This is a genomic window from Peribacillus sp. NPDC060253, from assembly GCF_042727425.1.
Classification (GTDB): domain Bacteria; phylum Bacillota; class Bacilli; order Bacillales; family DSM-1321; genus Peribacillus.
This window is the reverse complement of record NZ_JBHXAS010000046.1, coordinates 19,478-36,842: the sequence shown is the minus strand read 5'-3', so window position 1 is coordinate 36,842 and position 17,365 is coordinate 19,478. Positions and strand designations below refer to the sequence as shown.

The window sequence follows — 17,365 nt, the reverse complement described above, 5'->3', positions numbered from 1 at the left end:
GAGACAGCTTATATATTATAACATTATAATAAAAATCGGAATCGGAACACGGCAAAAAGGCAATCTATATGCTTGCCTTTTTTGCATTTAGAATGGTTGGGAAAGAGCCTTATTGGCAACATCGACGTCATTTTGAAGCAATTGGTTTAAGTCGTAAGCAGGATAGAGGTTTCTTTCATATAGGCAGTTGAAAATCTTGGCATGGGTATCGATGGCTCCATTTAAATGTTTCTTAAATACTTTTCGAAGAGAAGGGGTGGCTGTTTCAGTAATGGCAAGGGCATAACTTTTGATGGATGTTTTGGCAAAGCCCAGTAATTCCCCGGCAGCAGCGGCCGATGCGTCATCTTTTAATACATCGTCATCCCGACCTGTCTTAGGCGTCAATGGGTAAAATTGCAGCAGCTCCGTGATGTTTTGGGTAAGGGCATCAATCGTTTGCCTATATATCGTTTTTAAAATGGGGTCTTTTATTTTTGGATAAGCTCTTTTAAATTTCATAAGGGCATTGGACTGGGCCGTGACCAACTCATGAAGCTTGAGTGTTTCATGCTAAGCAAGATGTGGATGAGTGGGTTTCATTTAAAATCCTCCTGAACGAATAATCTTGATACGTTACTCGAACAGTGGACTATTTGTAAGTTGTCTAGTGAAATCATTTATGGATATAGCTTTCCAAAATTCGTCCACAACTTTTCTGAAAGAGGGGTAGGGCAAACGCTCCATTCTTTCATATACATCATCATTCAAATTCACTGATGGGGCTGAGTGCATTAAGGACGGACGAATGGAACATTCACAAACCATGAATTATTGATATTGCTCGAGAACAGAGAAAAACTTTTTCGCAAATTGGTAAAAAACCTTTTCGGATGGTGCCAGATCCCTGTTTTTTGGTGTGATGATGCCGACAGTCCGTTTGACTTCGGGTGTATCGATCGGGATTTTGACAGTCAGTCTTGGAGTGACTTCATAAAAGGTACTTTCAGGAAGCAGACTGACTCCTATTCCTGCTGATACGAGCCCTTTAATGGAATCCATGTCTTCACCTTCCGATGCAATGTTCGGTGTGAAACCTGCTGCCTTACATGCATCGATGACGATACTATGAAGGATGTATCCTTTTGGAAACAAGACGAATGGATCATTTCGTAAGTCATTGAGACGCAGACTCTTCTTTTCAGCTAATGGGTGAGTGATGGGCAGTAAAGCGGAAAGGCTTTCCGTGAATAGGATATGCCCTTCTATGTCGGGATCGTTTGTCGGTATTGGTCCAAGAAAGGCTAATCCGATTTCGCGATTTTTGACAGCTTCCTTTAAAGCGGAATAAGAACCTTGTCTTAAGTGGAACGCAATATTAGGCTGCTCATCTTTAAAAGCGGAAATGACGGTAGGCAGCAAATGGGTGGAAAGGCTGGTTGGAAACCCGATCTTAATGGTTCCGTGTTCAGGATCCAAAAATTCCTTAATTTGGTATTTGGCATATTCTATCGCCTGTATCGCCGTCTTTGCATGAATCAAGAATATTTTACCGATTGGGGTTAACTGAATATTTCGACCCACCTTTTCGAATAAAAGAACGCCAAGTTCATCTTCCAGTCTGGAGATTTGCCGGCTGATTGCTGATTGTGCGATATGCAGGTGCTCTGCGGCTTCAGAGACGTGTTCTCGCTCGGCGACTTCAACAAAATAACGTAATTGCCGTAGTTCCATTTATTCATCCTCCTGCCATTCATCTCAAATTGAGATAGATTCTATTAGAATTATATATTGTTTATATCGATTTGAAAACCTAGAATAAATGTAAGTGACATAACGGTGTAAGAATACGATGGGGGCGATTAATATGACATACAACCAAATACCAAAGGCACAAGGGCTCTACCATCCTGAATTTGAACATGATGCATGTGGGATCGGTTTATACGCTCATTTAAAAGGGCTTGCTACACATGACATCGTCAAACAAGGACTGAATATGCTGTGCCAATTAGATCATCGCGGCGGACAGGGCAGTGATCCTCTTACAGGAGATGGCGCAGGATTAATGGTGCAGATTCCTGATGAATATTTCAGGCTGGCATGCCCGGAAATGAACTTGCCGGCAAAAGGACGCTATGGTGTAGGCATGCTCTTTTTCTCTAACAATGATGATGAACGGAATGAAATAGAAGCTCGTTTGAATGCAATTATCGAACAAGAGGGCCAAACGCTATTAGGCTGGAGAACGGTTCCTGTTGATGCAACTAAAATTGGGGAGGTCGGCAAGGAGACATGTCCGACGATCCGCCAAGTATTCATCGGGGCAAGCGTTGGGATTACCGATGATTTAGCTTTTGAGCGTAAATTGTTCATTATTAGAAAACAAGCTGAAAACTGGGCTCGTGAACGTGGCAATCGTTTTTATTTTGCCAGCCTTTCAAGTGCTACGATCGTATACAAAGGATTGTTGACGCCAGAGCAGGTGGACGCTTTTTATCTTGACCTTCAACAGGAGGCTTTCGTTTCGGCCTTCGCTTTAGTGCATTCCCGCTTCAGCACGAATACTTTTCCTAGTTGGGAACGGGCACATCCAAACCGTTACCTGATCCATAATGGCGAAATCAATACGCTTAGAGGCAATGTGAATTGGATGAAGGCGCGTGAGCAGCAGTTTGTTTCGGAAGCATTCGGAGATGACCTGCAAAAGGTCCTGCCTATTTTGGATATAGACGGAAGTGATTCTTCGATTCTTGATAATGCACTTGAATTCTTCGTGCTTGCTGGTCGTAAACCGGCACATGCTGCCATGATGCTCATTCCTGAACCGTGGACGGAAAACCCGCATATGACGAAGGAAAAGAAGGCATTTTACGAATATCATAGCATGCTCATGGAGCCATGGGATGGACCGACAGCCATATCCTTTACGAATGGCAAGCAAATCGGTGCCATCCTGGATCGAAATGGTCTAAGGCCTGCAAGGTATTATGTGACAAAAGATGATTACATCATTTTCTCCTCTGAAGTCGGCGTGATCGATGTGGAGCCGGAGAATGTATTATATAAAGATCGTTTAAGCCCAGGCAGAATGCTTTTAATAGATTTAGAGGAAGGCCGTATTGTTTCCGATGAAGAAATCAAGTCGGAAATGGCTCAGGAAAAACCATACCAGCAATGGCTGGACGAACAGCTTGTTCAATTATGTGACGAAGAACCAGTATTCAAAGGGGAGCCATTGAATGATTTATTATTCAGGCAAAAAGCTTTCGGATACACATATGAAGATGTCCAAAAATATTTACTGCCGGTCATTAACGAAGGTAAAGATCCACTGGGAAGCATGGGGAATGACATTCCGTTAGCGGTCTTATCTGATCGCCCGCAATCACTATTCAACTATTTCAAGCAATCCTTTGCACAGGTAACCAACCCGCCAATCGATTCGCTTCGTGAACAAATCGTCACGTCAACGATGACATTTCTGGGTGCGGAAGGAGATTTGCTGAAACCGGATGAAACGAACAGCCGCCGCATTCAATTGGATTCACCTGTTTTGACGCCAGGTCAAATGCAGCAGTTGAAAGAAAATGCCTATCCGGAATTCAGAAGCAAAGTCATTCACACTTTATTTTCAGAAGATTTAGAGAGCGAACTTGATCGCATCTGTCGTGAAGCGGAACAAGCGATCGCTGATGGTGTCAGCCTTTTGATACTATCTGACAAGGATATGAGCAAAGATAAGGCTGCGATTCCTTCCCTGCTGGCTGCTAGCTCCCTTCATCAAGAGCTGATCCGTCATGGGAACCGTACGAAAGTGAGCATTATCGTTGAATCGGGGGAAGCAAGGGAAGTCCATCATTACGCATCCCTAATCGGGTATGGAGTGGATGCGATTTACCCGTACCTTGCTTATGAAACATATAAGCAGGCTGTATTGGAAGGCAGTTTAGCCATCAGCTACGAAGAAACGGTAAGGAAGTATGTACGCTCGTTGACAGAAGGCATCGTAAAAGTGATGTCGAAAATGGGGATTTCCACGATTCAAAGTTACCGCGGCGCACAAATTTTCGAAGCGGTCGGAATCGGTGCTGATGTGATCGAACGCTATTTCAGCGGTACGGCATCGCAGCTTAGTGGGATCCATTTGGAAACGATCGCGGATGAAGCGTTGATTCGCCATAGGAAGGCTGCAGCTGATTCTTATGACCAAACACTTGAAAGCGGAAGCGATTTTCAGTGGAGAAAAACAGGGGAACATCATGCTTTCAATCCTAAAACGATCCATACGCTACAATGGGCTTGCCGCAAAGGCGATTATAATTTATTTAAACAATATTCAAACTTGGCGAATGAAGAAAGACTCGGGTTTTTACGGAATTTATTCTCGTTCGATCAAAAGCGCCAAAGCATTTCGATAGATGAAGTCGAATCCGTTGAATCCATCGTCAGCCGATTTAAAACGGGCGCGATGTCATTCGGTTCACTAAGTCAGGAAGCACATGAAACATTAGCGATAGCAATGAACCGTTTAGGCGGAAAAAGCAATAGTGGTGAAGGCGGGGAGCACCCTAGCCGTTACCAAGTGGATGAAAACGGCGATAACCGCCGCAGCGGAATTAAACAAATTGCATCTGGTCGTTTTGGTGTGAAAAGCCATTACCTTGTTAATGCCGATGAACTTCAAATCAAAATGGCACAAGGTGCAAAGCCGGGCGAAGGCGGCCAGCTGCCCGGGAACAAAGTATATCCTTGGGTCGCAGAGGTCCGTGGTTCCACACCAGGTGTTGGTCTGATTTCACCGCCTCCACATCATGATATCTATTCAATTGAAGATTTGGCACAGCTGATCCATGATTTGAAAAATGCGAATCGTGATGCCAGGATCAGCGTCAAGCTTGTCTCAAAAGCTGGAGTAGGCACGATTGCAGCCGGTGTCGCCAAAGGTGCCGCGGATGTCATCGTTATTAGTGGATATGATGGCGGTACGGGTGCATCACCAAAAACGAGTATCAAACATACTGGTCTTCCTTGGGAGCTGGGCCTTGCCGAAGCACACCAAACATTGATGCTGAATGGCCTGCGCAGCCGTGTAATCCTTGAAACGGATGGTAAGTTAATGACGGGGCGCGATGTGGTCATGGCAGCAATCCTTGGAGCGGAAGAATTCGGTTTTGCTACAGCACCGCTTGTGGTCCTTGGCTGTGTCATGATGCGTGCTTGCCATTTGGACACATGTCCAGTCGGGGTAGCTACTCAAAACCCTGAGCTTCGCAGCAAATTCACTGGAGATCCGGATCATGTCGTTAATTTCATGCGCTTCATAGCTGAGGAAGTGCGGGAAACGATGGCTGAGCTTGGTTTTAGAACACTGGAAGAAATGGTCGGCCGTACTGATGTTTTACAAGTGAGCGAGCGGGCACAAAACCATTGGAAAGCGAAGCATCTGGACTTGACGACACTTCTTTTCCAACCGGAGGGAATACGTACGTACCAACTTCCGCAAAACCATAAAATTGAAGAATCCTTGGATATCCGTGAGATTTTACCTGTGGTGCAGCCTGCTTTACATGATCAAACCCAAGTGGATGTCAGCTTCCCGATTACCAACGTGAATCGTGTTGTTGGAACGATTGTCGGCAGTGAAGTATCCAAGCGTTATGGAGAATTGGGCTTGCCTGAAGATACGATCATCCTTCGTTTTACGGGATCGGCGGGCCAGAGCTTCGGTGCCTTCATTCCAAATGGGATGTCGATGTATTTGACGGGCGATGTCAATGACTATGTTGGGAAAGGCTTATCTGGCGGAAAAATCGTTATCACGGCACCTGCTGGGAATCAGATTGAGGCCGGGGACAATGTAATTGCAGGAAATATCGCCTTATACGGCGGAACAAGCGGCGAGGCCTACATTAATGGCCGTGCTGGAGAACGATTCGCGGTCCGGAACAGTGGAGTCAATGTTGTCGTTGAAGGAATTGGAGACCATGGCTGTGAGTATATGACAGGCGGACGTGTGGTCATTCTGGGCGACGTCGGCAAAAACTTCGCAGCAGGCATGTCAGGCGGTATCGCTTATGTACTAGCTGATGATGCAGAAGAATTCAAGGCATTATGCAATGCTGAAATGATAGAATTCGAGACGCTTGGGGATGATGCAAGCGAGGTAAAAGAAATGATTCACAGCCACCTTCATTATACAGAGAGTGCCAAGGCTTCTTATGTACTGGAGAACTGGGAGACTTTCGCAAAGAAATTCGTAAAAGTCATTCCGAAAGATTACAAACGGATGATGAAAAGCATCGAAGAGCAGAAGCATGCAGGGCTATCGGATGAAGAAGCGATCATGAGTGCATTTCAAGCAAATGCCGTTCAAGATAAAAAAATCACTAAACAAGCTGTGATGCAGTAAGGAAGGGGAGAGAAAGATGGGAAAAGCAACAGGATTTATGGATTATCCGCGAGAAAAACCAAAAGACCGGAATCCTCTCACTCGTTTAAGCGACTGGAGAGAGTATACAGCTCCTTTCTCTTATGAAAAGTTAAGTACACAGGGAGCGCGGTGTATGGACTGCGCCACCCCTTTCTGCCATATGGGCATGGAATTGAACCGGGTAACGACGGGCTGTCCGATTAATAATCTGATCCCGGAGTGGAATGATTTGGTTTACCGCGGCAGATGGAAAGAAGCATTGGACCGTTTATCGAAAACGAATAATTTCCCTGAATTCACCGGGCGCGTCTGCCCGGCCCCTTGTGAAGGGTCTTGTACGGTAGCGATAAGCGATCCTGCCGTTACCATCAAGAACATTGAACGGACCATCATCGATAAAGGATTTGAAAATGGCTGGATCACGCCACGCATTCCTGAAAGCAGGACCGGCAAGAAAATTGCCATCATCGGTTCAGGCCCGGCAGGATTGGCGAGTGCCGATCAGTTGAATCAAGCAGGTCATTCGGTCACGGTTTATGAGCGCGCTGACCGTGCGGGCGGGCTGTTGACATACGGCATCCCAAACATGAAGCTTGAAAAAGATGTCGTTGCACGCCGAATCAAATTATTGACCCAGGAAGGCATCGATTTCATTACCAATACAGAAGTAGGCAAAGATATTTCAGCCGAAGAACTGCAAGAACAATATGATGCAGTCATCCTTTGCACAGGTGCCCAAAAGCAGCGTGACCTGGAAATTGAAGGACGTGGGGCATCAGGCATCCACCTTGCAATGAATTACTTGACGACCTCCACTAAAAGCCTGTTGGACTCCAATTTTGAAGACGGCAAGTTTTTAGACACAAAGGGTAAGGACGTCATCGTCATTGGCGGGGGGGATACAGGAGCGGATTGTGTAGCGACTGCACTTCGCCAGGAATGTAAGAGCGTCGTACAATTCGGGAAGCACCCCATCCTTCCGACGGCCCGTACATCTGATAATATGTGGCCAGCCTACCCGAATGTTTTTTCCCTTGATTATGCGTATGAAGAAGCGGAAGCGAAATTCGGTGCCGATCCGCGTCAATATTCAATCCAAACAAAGAAAATCGTAGCGGATGAGAATGGCAACGTTAAAGAACTGCACACAATCTCAATGGAAAAAGTCAAAGGCGATGATGGAATATACATTTTCAGGGAAGTTCCAGGAACTGAAAAAGTATGGCCTGCACAATTCGTTTTCATCGCAATCGGATTTGAGGGGACAGAGCAACCGCTATTGACCCAATTTGGAGTAGAAACGGTCAATCAAAAAATTGATGCCGTCTATGGCGAATACAGAACGAATGTCGAAGGCGTTTTCGCTGCCGGAGATGCAAGAAGAGGGCAAAGCCTCATCGTCTGGGCGATCAATGAAGGCCGAGAAGTGGCTCGTGAAGTGGACCGCTACTTGATGGGCGCATCAGTATTGCCATAATTGCAAAAAGAAGCACCATAATCATTGATTATGGTGCTTCTTTTTTGTAGTTGGAAATGTGGTATTCACGAGTAAATGGTCAGAATTCACGAGTAAAACACCGAAACTCACGAGTAAAACGCCAAAACTCACGAGTAAATGATCAAAACTCACGAGTAAAGCGCCGAAACTAAAGAGTAAATGATCGAAACTCACGAGTAAAGCGCCGAGACTAAAGAGTAAATGCGAATTCACGAGTAAAATGCCAAAACTCACGAGTAAAGCGCCGAAACTCACGAGTAAAACGCCAAAAATCACGAGTAAAGCACCTAAATTCACGAGTAAAACGCCAAAACTCACGAGTAAAGCGCCGAAACTCACGAGTAAAACGCCAAAAATCACGAGTAAAGCACCTAAATTCACGATTAAAGCGCCGAAACTCACGAGTAAAACGCCAAAAACTCACGAGTAAATGATCAAAACTCACGAGTAAAGCGCCGAAACTCACGAGTAAATGCGAATTCACGAGTAAAACGCCGAAATTCACGAGTAAAGCGCCGAAACTAAAGAGTAAATGCGAATTCACGAGTAAAATGCCAAAACTCACGAGTAAAGCGCCGAAACTAAAGAGTAAATGCGAATTCACGAGTAAAACGCCAAAACTCACGAGTAAAATGCCAAAACTCACGAGTAAAACGCCGAAATTCACGAGTAAAGCACCGAAACTCACGAGTAAAGGATACCGTGCTAAAGAAAAAGGACATCATAGATTAGGATGATATACAAATAAGGCGAGCAGTATATAAATACTGTTCGCCTTATTTACAATCTGTCAGCTTCTATAGTCAGCTTTTTGAAAAACACCAAGTGATGTGTGAGTCAGTGCATGGACAGCTGCTATTATTTTCTCTGTCTCTCCTTCATCTCCGACGGCTTTAAGCAATTTTTCCTTTAGCTGGGATTTTGTTAATGGATTCCCAGGACTTCCTTTAGGTGTATCGATTCGTTTCGAAAGTACATCCCCATTCGTTGTGGTCACGGTCACAATTGTAAATCGTCCCACTGGGAGTGCTGCTTTGGAAGGCTTGATCGTTGCATCCGTCTCTCTATTTACTTTTTGAAAGGGTTCTCTCCATGAATGGGGGATCGGTTTCGATTCAAAAGAAGCAAAGGTCAGGGGTTTGCCTGTTAGCGCGAGCCATACAATATACTCAATCGAAAATCTTCCTTCTTCACCAGTCGATGGGTTATGGTGAATTAAAGCGGAATCACCATTTGGAGGAAAGCAAACACTCACGGATTCAATGTCATCTTCCGACAAATCATACGCCTTATGTAAAAAGACAGCTGCATCAGCGCCATGTGCCGCAGCAGAACAAAAAGGATACTGTTTAAACCATAATCCTGGTGTTACGATCCGCCATGTCTTTCCCCAGTTCGCCGTCAAATCTGGAACTCCATTTTCTGCATATACCTCAAAGAAACCATTCTTATCGTTCAAAAAGTCGGGGTTGCTATGTAATCCCATCCGAATCCAATCTGCGGAATCCACAGCGTTTTTGGCAGCAATCCCTACATGGAGCGGCTTTATCACGGTACCAAATTGGAGTCGGAGACCCGCCGATTGGGTAGCAGCAAGACTCATCGTTTCAGCTATTAAGCGCGGTGAGTATTCCCGTAAATACGCAACCGCACCAGCTGCAGCTATTACGCCAAGTGTAGCTGTGTTATGCCAACCTTTTGTATAATGATATGGGTTCATAGCTTCTCCAAACCGAGCCATAATCTCCACACCAACCACATAGGCAGCTAAAAAACGTTTCCCAGGCATTTCAGGTTCTCCAACTGCTAACAAAGCAGACAAAATGACTGCGCTTGGATGACCTCGTACATCTGAATGTACATCATCATAATCTAGTAAATGAGCTTGAAAGCCATTGAAGAGTGCTGCTTGGGATCTTGTTGCATGTATGTGACTTCCAATCAAGTAACTCGTCCCATTTCCGCCTTCTTCCAAAATGATTTGCTTTAAAATCGAAATTTCCTTTTCGGATTTTGTTTGATAGGAAACAGCAAGATAATCTAGAAGTCCTTCGATGGCAGCCTGTAGTACTTCTTCATTTACCAACGGATTGGAATGATAAATCAATTCAGATAACTTTTCCGTGTTCATACACTTCACATCCTTTTTTGCCTGGCAGCTCCGTCCGTTTCATCTCCCATTTGCCGTAAAAAACGCTGAGTTCGCGGATTAAGAGAATGTTCAATTACTTGTTCTGGGGTGCCTTGTTCGATAATATGTCCATCTGCCATGAAAATGACATGGTCAGCCACTTCCTTCGCAAATTGCATTTCGTGCGTCACGATCACCATTGTGGTATCATCTTTCGCTAACTCCCGTATTACTTGTAAAACCTCATTAACCAATTCGGGATCTAGAGCGGAGGTAGGTTCATCAAATAAAATGGCATGTGGTTTTACCGCTAATGCTCTAGCGATGCTAACACGCTGCTGTTGTCCACCAGATAAGGTAGCGGGGTATTGTTTCGCTTGTTTTTCTAAGCCGACCCGTTTCAATAAATCCACGCCGATTTGAATGGCTTCCTCTTTTTTCATCTTTTTGCTGACAAGCAAAGATTCAATCACGTTTCTTAAAGCTGTTTTATTTTTAAAAAGGTTATAGTGTTGGAATACCATCGCTGTTTGCTGTCTTAATTGGTACGCGTCTCTCTCTTTATATTTTTGGGTATCCAATTTTACATCCTTGATTTCGATGGTGCCGCTGTTGGGCTTTTCCAACAAGTTCAGACAGCGTAATAACGTTGATTTTCCAGAACCAGATGGACCAATAATGGCGACAACTTCCCCAGTTCTTATATCCAAGTTAATATCGTTCAATACTTGTTTATCATCAAAATGCTTGGTTAAGTTTCTTACTTTTATCATATGATCACCTTCTAAGTGGTTTGCTGAGCCAAATTTCCAGATATTTTTGTATCCAAGAATAAAGAATAACCAATAGCCAGTAAATCAAGCCAACCACCAAATACGTCTCGAAAAAGCGCATGTTAGCGGATGCAATCATTTTTCCCTCTGCAAATAGTTCCGTAATTCCTAATGTAAAGGCAAGGGACGTTTCTTTAATCAAAGATATAAATGTATTCCCTGTTGCTGGCAATGCATTTAAAGCAGCTTGTGGTAAAATGATTCGCGAGTAAATTTGCACTCTTTTCATGCCAGTTGCAAGGCCAGCTTCCATCTGCCCTTTATCCACGGAGTTCAATCCAGCTCGGAAAATTTCTGCTAAATAAGAGGATTCTTTCAAACTAAATCCAATAATCGCCGCCGTGAGTGCTTCCATCGTTGACAACGATGGGAATAACTGTGGTAAACCGTAGTAAATGATGAATAATAGTACCAATGTTGGCATTCCTCGAAATAAAGAGATATATAAGCCTGCCAAATGGGTGATTCCAAAAATATTGCTATTTTTTATTAAGGCTACTACTAGTCCGATAATAATGGCTAAAACCATCGAAATGATGGCTAAAACCAGAGTGATCGGAATAAATTTTGCGATTTGTAGGGAAATTTCCAACATATATTGTAAATCAAAATTCATAATGCTTTAAAACCTCCGCTATGCTTATTCGCCGGAATTCGTGGTAATATCTTCACCAAAATATTTTTTGGATAGCTTCGCTAATGTACCATCTTCTTTTAGTTTTTTTATTTCTGTCGTGAATTCTTCATTTAATTTTTTGCCCTTTTCTGTCTTGGGAAATGGATATCCTACATTTTCATAGGCCACTGGATCACCGACTAGTTTTAACGGAAGATCATTTTTCTTTATTTCTGCAACTAGGATTGGGCGGGAATTGATATATCCATCTACACGGTTGTTAATGGCATCTTGCATTGCGCCATCCCGAGTTTCATAGGTTCGTATTTTGATATCGCCGTTTTTATCATATTTTTCTAGGTTCGCAACGTTATTAGACCCCAACACACCGGAAACTGTTTTGCCTTTAAGATCATCCAAACTTTTAATATCATTGTTTTTTGTGCTTGATACGATTTGTGCACCATAATAACTATATGGCTCTGTAAAATTAAATTGATCTTGTCGTTCTGGTGTTATAGCAACCGCATTCGCAACGGTGTCTAATTTACCTGATCCCAATTGCCCCATTATCCCACTGAAATCAGAAGTGACCCACTCTACCTTGTATCCTAAATCCTCAGCTATGCGTTCTGTAACTTCTACGTCAAAACCTATTAATTTACCATCCTCTTGATAACCGTTTGGATAGCTTTGGCCAGTTGACCCCACTTTGATTGTTTTTTGCTCGGAATCCTTGGCCGTATCCTCTTGTTTTGAATTGCCACATGCTGCAAGTACTAATATGAAAAGTAAAGAGAGTCCAAGGGAAAGTATTTTTTTCATCGTTATTTTCCTCCGATTTTTAAATAGTTTGATTATGTTTTTCAGTCCAAGCTTGATATTGTCCTGGTAACAAGATTTTCCTCAAATATATTGTGAGATGACCTTTGCCTAAATCTTTTTGACCTATTTCTTCAAATCCACTATTTTCGTACATTTCTTTTAGCCATGGATGATTATCCGCGGTTCCAAGTGTAACCGCGGGGGCTCTCAGTTGCTTCTTCAAAATTTCTTCCTCGAGCCATGACAGAACTTTTTTGCCTATGCCTTGACGCTTATATGCAGGGTTTGTAGCGAACCAGCCTATGTGTGGCAATACAAGCGGGCCAGGATTGGGGCCCCACGGTAACCGAATTGATACGGTGGAAATGAATGTCCCATTTTCCTCCAGAACATACACCTTATTTTCGGATATATGCTTAATTGCTTCCTCTCTTGTGGCCGTTGCCGCAGAAAAGTGAATATCCAACTCTCTAATACTTGCATAAGCATCCAATGTTAATTGAAGAAATTTATCGACATCTTCTACACGTACTTCACGAAAGATTTGACTCATCTTGCGCCTCCTATGCTCTAGTTAATTCCTCTTCGGCTGGGTGATTCTGTCTATTTGAATTTATCCGCCAGGTGCTTGATGTTTTAAAGCTTATGAGAATATTGATTGACCGGTTTATCCAGGCCAAGATTCCCTCGTAATGTGTTACTTTCATATTTCGTACGGAAAATCCCTTTTGATTGCAGTTCAGGGACAACAAGTTCAACAAAATCTGTTAAAGAATCAGGTAATAGGGCTGACATAATATTAAAGCCGTCAGCTGCATTTCCATTCACCCAATCTTCAATTTTATCCGCGATCTGCGTTGGTGTTCCAATCGCGATATGATGTCCACGTGATCCAGCAACCCACTGATATGTCTGACGTAACGTCAAATTTTCATTGATCGCCCGTTTTATGATCAAATCATATTTACTTTGGATGCTATCTACATTATCTGGTAACGAAATATCAGCAAACGGTGTATCCAAAGGGATATTCGAAAAATCCACATTTCCAAAATACCTTCCCATAACAGCCAATCCTATTTCGGGAATAATCAGCTCCTGCAATGCCTCGTACTTTTCTTGGGCTTCCTTCTCGGTCTGTCCCACAATCGGGAATAAACCTGGCATAATACTCAAGCTGCTTTTCTCCCGATTAAAAGCGGCCAAATGACCTTTTAATTCATGGTAGAAAGAAATCGCGTCCTCCTTGTTCTCCTGGGCAGTAAAGACAATCTCTGCGTGCTTAGCTGCAAGCAATTGCCCATCGCCAGAAGAGCCTGCTTGTACGATGACCGGATGCCCCTGAGGTGAGCGAGAAATATTTAATGGTCCTTTTACAGAAAAAAACTCACCTTGATGATTGATTTCATGAAACTTGCTTTCATCAATGAATTGTCCTGTTTCTTTATCAATAACCAACGTATCGTCTTCCCATGAGTCCCACAATTTCTTGGTAACTTCAACAAATTCAGTCGCCCTTTTATAACGAAGACCATGTTCTAAATGTTCTGATTTATTGAAGTTTACAGCAGTAGAGGCAAGGGACGTTGTGACAACATTCCATCCAGCGCGGCCGGAGGTAATATGGTCTAAAGAAGCAAATTTTCTAGCAACATTAAAGGGTTCTTCGTATGTGGTAGAGGCCGTTGAAACCAAACCAATATTGGAAGTCGCCGAGGCTAGATAAGATAACAGGGTCAATGGCTCGAATCGAGTCAGAATATTAGGATGCGAGTCCTTTGCAACTGATAAACTATCTGCCAAAAATAATAAATCAAATAAACCTTTTTCGGCAGTCTGCGCCAAACCCTTAAAGTAATCGATGCTCATATTGGCTTTCGGATTGGCGTGAGGATGTCTCCATGAAGCTACGTGATGTCCTGTTCCTGCCAAAAATACACCAAGTTTTACTGTTTTCTTTTTCATGTGTCAATTGCTCCTTTGTGTCTTCACTTTTAAACGCAGTGGATTTATAATGTTAATATCCTTACTGGTTTACTATGAATTAAGTCTAAAATAAAAACCCGCTTCCAGTTTAGAAGAGGGTTTCTTCCGACAATGTGTATGTATGTCTTTCCTTTTTTTCTACCGTAATAATTTATTCCTTTTTTGAATTGATACGTTAATCTAATATAGTAAATTACTTCAAATGGTAGCATCTTGTATAATAAAATGTCAATGTTAAAATATTCAAAATAAACACTTTTCATTTTTGGGAATTCATTGTTATGATGCTTACGATACCACCTAAATTAGAACTCATCCTTTGCACGTTTATCAAATAGCTTATCGATAGTGCTTCATTTGATATTCCGTTAGCTTTCGTTCTTTAATATTCGGGTTTTTAAGGAGATGGACAACCGTTGACTATAAGCAATGTAGAATTGGAAAATTATCTATTGGCATTCAGGCGTGATCTTCATATGACACCTGAATTATCAAACCAAGAATTTGAAACGACAAAAAAAATTAAAGATGCACTTCAATCTCAAAATATTGAGATCCTTGATTTTTCATTAAAAACTGGTGTAGTAGCTGAGATAAAAGGGAGCAAGCCGGGACCTACGATAGCACTTCGCTCCGATATTGATGCTTTACCAATTTTGGAGCAATCTGAGGTGGACTTCCCTTCAAGGCATGTAGGCGTAATGCATGCATGTGGTCATGATTTTCACACTTCTGTCATTTTGGGGACTGCTTTTTTATTAAAAAAAGAAGAAAGAGCTCTGTCCGGAACGATTCGTTTGATATTTCAACCTGCGGAGGAAACGGGGCATGGTGCAAGTGCTTTAATGGAAACCGGTGTGTTGAATGATGTGGATGTGATTTTTGGTCTTCACAATGATCCGACGTTGAAAGTTGGGGAGTTAGGGACAAAACATGGCGCACTGACAGCGGGTGTCGATCGCTTTGAAGTGCATGTTAAAGCAACTGGCTCACATGCGGCCAAACCGGAAGAGGGAAATGATCCGATTATCATAACAGGACATATTATCTCAACGTTGCAAACCATCATCAGCCGAAATGTGGCACCAAAAGAGTCCGCTGTTTTGAGCATCACTCAAATTCATAGTGGCTCAACGTGGAATGTTATCCCAGATAGTGCATATATGGAAGGAACCGTCCGCACATTCAGTAAAACCCAACGAGAGTTCATTCAGAAACGTATGAAACAAGTCCTACACGGTATAAGTGAAACATTCAATGCAAACGTTGAATTATCGTGGCATCCAGGCCCCCCATCAGTTGATAATACGCCTGAGTGGGCAGATTTGGCGCTTCAGGTAGGAGACACAGCCGGTTACACGACAAAAACGTTAGAAGCTAGCTCCATAGGGGAAGACTTCGCTTTTTACCAAGAAAAAATACCAGGTGCTTTCGTAATGATAGGTTCAGGCGGTCCGTATGACCTCCATCATCCTAAGTTTATAGTAGATGAAACGGCACTTTTTCCTGCCGCTTCTTATTTCCGCTTATTGGCTGTAGAAGCGTTAAAAAAAATCCCTAAATAAAGTAGTAGAAGAGAAGGAGGTACTATCATCAAAACCTATCCATTGAATGGGGCGGATCATGATTTAATAGCGGCTGCAAGTGCAAAAATTACGGAGCTTTACGAGGAAAATAAGCATCATGTTGGTGCGGCATTAAGAACGAAGTCAGGGAAAATAGTGGATGCCGTACATATTGAAGCGTATATTGGCCGGGTTACCGTATGTGCTGAAGCCATTGCGATTGGCAAGGCCATATCGGAAGGCGAAAAGGAATTTGATACGATCGTGGCGGTTAAGCATCCTTATTCTGATGAAGAAAATAGGGCTTTAAAAGTTGTTAGTCCATGTGGGATGTGTCGTGAATTAATCTCGGATTATGCAAAAGACTGCTTTGTCATACTGAATGTTGATGGGGAAACAATCAAGACGGAAATCAGTGAATTGCTCCCGCTGAAATATACGAGGAATTCATAATGGACATTCAATCATTCAACGACGAAAAAAAACACGCGTAGGAGGTTTTCCTACGCGTGTGGTCTATTTTTTTATAACGGTCGAAGGCGATGGCACGTATTGTTCGGATACGATAAAATCATTATCGTTTAGAATATAGGGATGTGTTTCCATCAAAATCTTTTCGAGGTAGTCTGGCATTTTGTGTCCTTCGTACGCACAAATTAAGGGAAACGACAGCAAGTTTACAGCTTCGTCTACTATTCTCTCGAAATCTTCGATGATATGCAGGGGCTCTTCCATGGTTGCCCACTCCACATGTGCCCAAGATCGGAAAGAGATCTTATTTTCCACATAGGGCTGTACCATTTTATTAAAGTATTCTTCGATCGCAGGGGGATGATAACTTCCGCTTGAACAATAGAAATCGAAGTTGTTTACAAAGTGAATGAACTTCATTTGATCGTTGGTCAACCGCGTGCTCAGCTCTTTGTGGATAATGGGATATAAACGATCATTTTCAATAAGAATGACGTAATCTCCTGCCGCGACGCCGTCTTGGATAAAATTCAAAACCTGCTTAAGGTAATTTTCTGCTTCATTATAGGAATACAGCACATGAACGCTCTTTTGGTCTTTAAACAACTGATTCATTTTGCTTTTCAATATATCAATCCTTCTTTCATGTATCTCTTCAATTATACTTAAATCCTATAAGCAGGGCAAAATGATAATTTTTTTAGCGCAGAAGAAGATTATCTCAACTGCCGGTATCTTTTGCCGGTTCGTAATTTAGAAGTCTGCAGTTTTTACCGATTTCTTGATTCGAATCATGTAAATGGGAATCCACACAGCTCTTTTTGATTCATCTTAATAAAGAAATTGCGCCACTTTATTATTCCAGAGACTTAGAGTTAGGGTTCTTGCTCCTGCCGAACCATACCGACTACAAAACGTTATTCTCCTTGGCAATAGCCAATCCTGGAGTAAGAGCTATCATTAACCTTTTGGCTTTTGTTTAAGGGAGTAAAGGTACAACAATGAAAAAGCAATCCATCAATGATGAA

15 protein-coding genes are annotated in these 17,365 nt (G+C 42.7%); 4 read left to right on the top strand and 11 right to left on the bottom strand.

Features of this window, described 5'->3' with window-relative positions; genetic code table 11:
• Positions 1-87 precede the first annotated feature (87 nt).
• Positions 88-501: a spore coat protein gene (locus tag ACFWE9_RS13840; RefSeq protein ID WP_377357231.1), complete on the bottom strand. Its 414-nt coding sequence runs from the start codon at positions 499-501 to the stop codon at positions 88-90.
• Positions 502-810: 309 nt separating this feature from the next.
• A complete protein-coding gene (gene gltC / locus ACFWE9_RS13835) occupies positions 811-1,713 on the bottom strand; it encodes a glutamate biosynthesis transcriptional regulator GltC (protein ID WP_230158793.1) in 903 nt (300 codons plus the stop codon).
• A 133-nt stretch (positions 1,714-1,846) separates the two neighbouring features.
• Here gltC and gltB point away from each other — a divergent pair, with 133 nt between their 5' ends.
• A complete protein-coding gene (gene gltB / locus ACFWE9_RS13830) occupies positions 1,847-6,391 on the top strand; it encodes a glutamate synthase large subunit (RefSeq protein ID WP_230158794.1) in 4,545 nt (1,514 codons plus the stop codon).
• A 16-nt stretch (positions 6,392-6,407) separates the two neighbouring features.
• On the top strand, positions 6,408-7,889 hold the full coding sequence (gltD, locus tag ACFWE9_RS13825; RefSeq protein ID WP_230158795.1) for a glutamate synthase small subunit: 1,482 nt from the start codon (positions 6,408-6,410) through the stop codon (positions 7,887-7,889).
• 21 nt (positions 7,890-7,910) lie between these two features.
• Here the strand turns inward: gltD and ACFWE9_RS13820 are convergent, their stop codons facing one another.
• The 8 genes from ACFWE9_RS13820 to ACFWE9_RS13785 form a co-directional block, all read right to left on the bottom strand.
• Complete coding sequence (locus tag ACFWE9_RS13820; protein WP_230158796.1) at positions 7,911-8,144, bottom strand: hypothetical protein; 234 nt, start codon at positions 8,142-8,144, stop codon at positions 7,911-7,913.
• Positions 8,101-8,598, bottom strand: coding sequence for a hypothetical protein (locus tag ACFWE9_RS13815; RefSeq protein ID WP_230158797.1), 498 nt, complete (start codon positions 8,596-8,598; stop codon positions 8,101-8,103). The genes ACFWE9_RS13820 and ACFWE9_RS13815 overlap by 44 nt, the downstream gene beginning before the upstream one ends.
• A 102-nt stretch (positions 8,599-8,700) precedes the next feature.
• Positions 8,701-10,041 (bottom strand): MmgE/PrpD family protein, encoded by a 1,341-nt coding sequence (locus ACFWE9_RS13810; protein WP_230158798.1) that lies wholly within the window; start codon positions 10,039-10,041, stop codon positions 8,701-8,703.
• A 5-nt stretch (positions 10,042-10,046) separates the two neighbouring features.
• On the bottom strand, positions 10,047-10,814 hold the full coding sequence (locus tag ACFWE9_RS13805; protein WP_230158799.1) for an amino acid ABC transporter ATP-binding protein: 768 nt from the start codon (positions 10,812-10,814) through the stop codon (positions 10,047-10,049).
• Between the two features lie 4 nt (positions 10,815-10,818).
• Positions 10,819-11,490 carry an amino acid ABC transporter permease gene (locus ACFWE9_RS13800; protein ID WP_230158800.1) on the bottom strand — a complete coding sequence of 224 codons (672 nt, stop codon included), beginning with the start codon at positions 11,488-11,490 and terminating at the stop codon, positions 10,819-10,821.
• A gap of 24 nt (positions 11,491-11,514) precedes the next feature.
• Entirely contained in the window at positions 11,515-12,315 is an 801-nt protein-coding gene (locus ACFWE9_RS13795) for an amino acid ABC transporter substrate-binding protein (RefSeq protein ID WP_230158801.1), read from the bottom strand.
• Between the two features lie 19 nt (positions 12,316-12,334).
• Entirely contained in the window at positions 12,335-12,868 is a 534-nt protein-coding gene (locus tag ACFWE9_RS13790) for a GNAT family N-acetyltransferase (RefSeq protein ID WP_230158802.1), read from the bottom strand.
• A gap of 83 nt (positions 12,869-12,951) precedes the next feature.
• Complete coding sequence (locus ACFWE9_RS13785; protein WP_230158803.1) at positions 12,952-14,280, bottom strand: LLM class flavin-dependent oxidoreductase; 1,329 nt, start codon at positions 14,278-14,280, stop codon at positions 12,952-12,954.
• A gap of 437 nt (positions 14,281-14,717) precedes the next feature.
• On the opposite strand from ACFWE9_RS13785, the gene ACFWE9_RS13780 reads away from it, so the two are divergent.
• Positions 14,718-15,866, top strand: a complete 1,149-nt coding sequence (locus tag ACFWE9_RS13780) for an amidohydrolase (RefSeq protein WP_290370583.1) — start codon at positions 14,718-14,720, stop codon at positions 15,864-15,866.
• Positions 15,867-15,890: 24 nt separating this feature from the next.
• Entirely contained in the window at positions 15,891-16,319 is a 429-nt protein-coding gene (locus tag ACFWE9_RS13775; RefSeq protein WP_230158961.1) for a cytidine deaminase, read from the top strand.
• A gap of 63 nt (positions 16,320-16,382) precedes the next feature.
• Here the strand turns inward: ACFWE9_RS13775 and ACFWE9_RS13770 are convergent, their stop codons facing one another.
• Positions 16,383-16,964 (bottom strand): MEDS domain-containing protein, encoded by a 582-nt coding sequence (locus tag ACFWE9_RS13770; RefSeq protein ID WP_230158804.1) that lies wholly within the window; start codon positions 16,962-16,964, stop codon positions 16,383-16,385.
• Positions 16,965-17,365 lie beyond the last annotated feature (401 nt).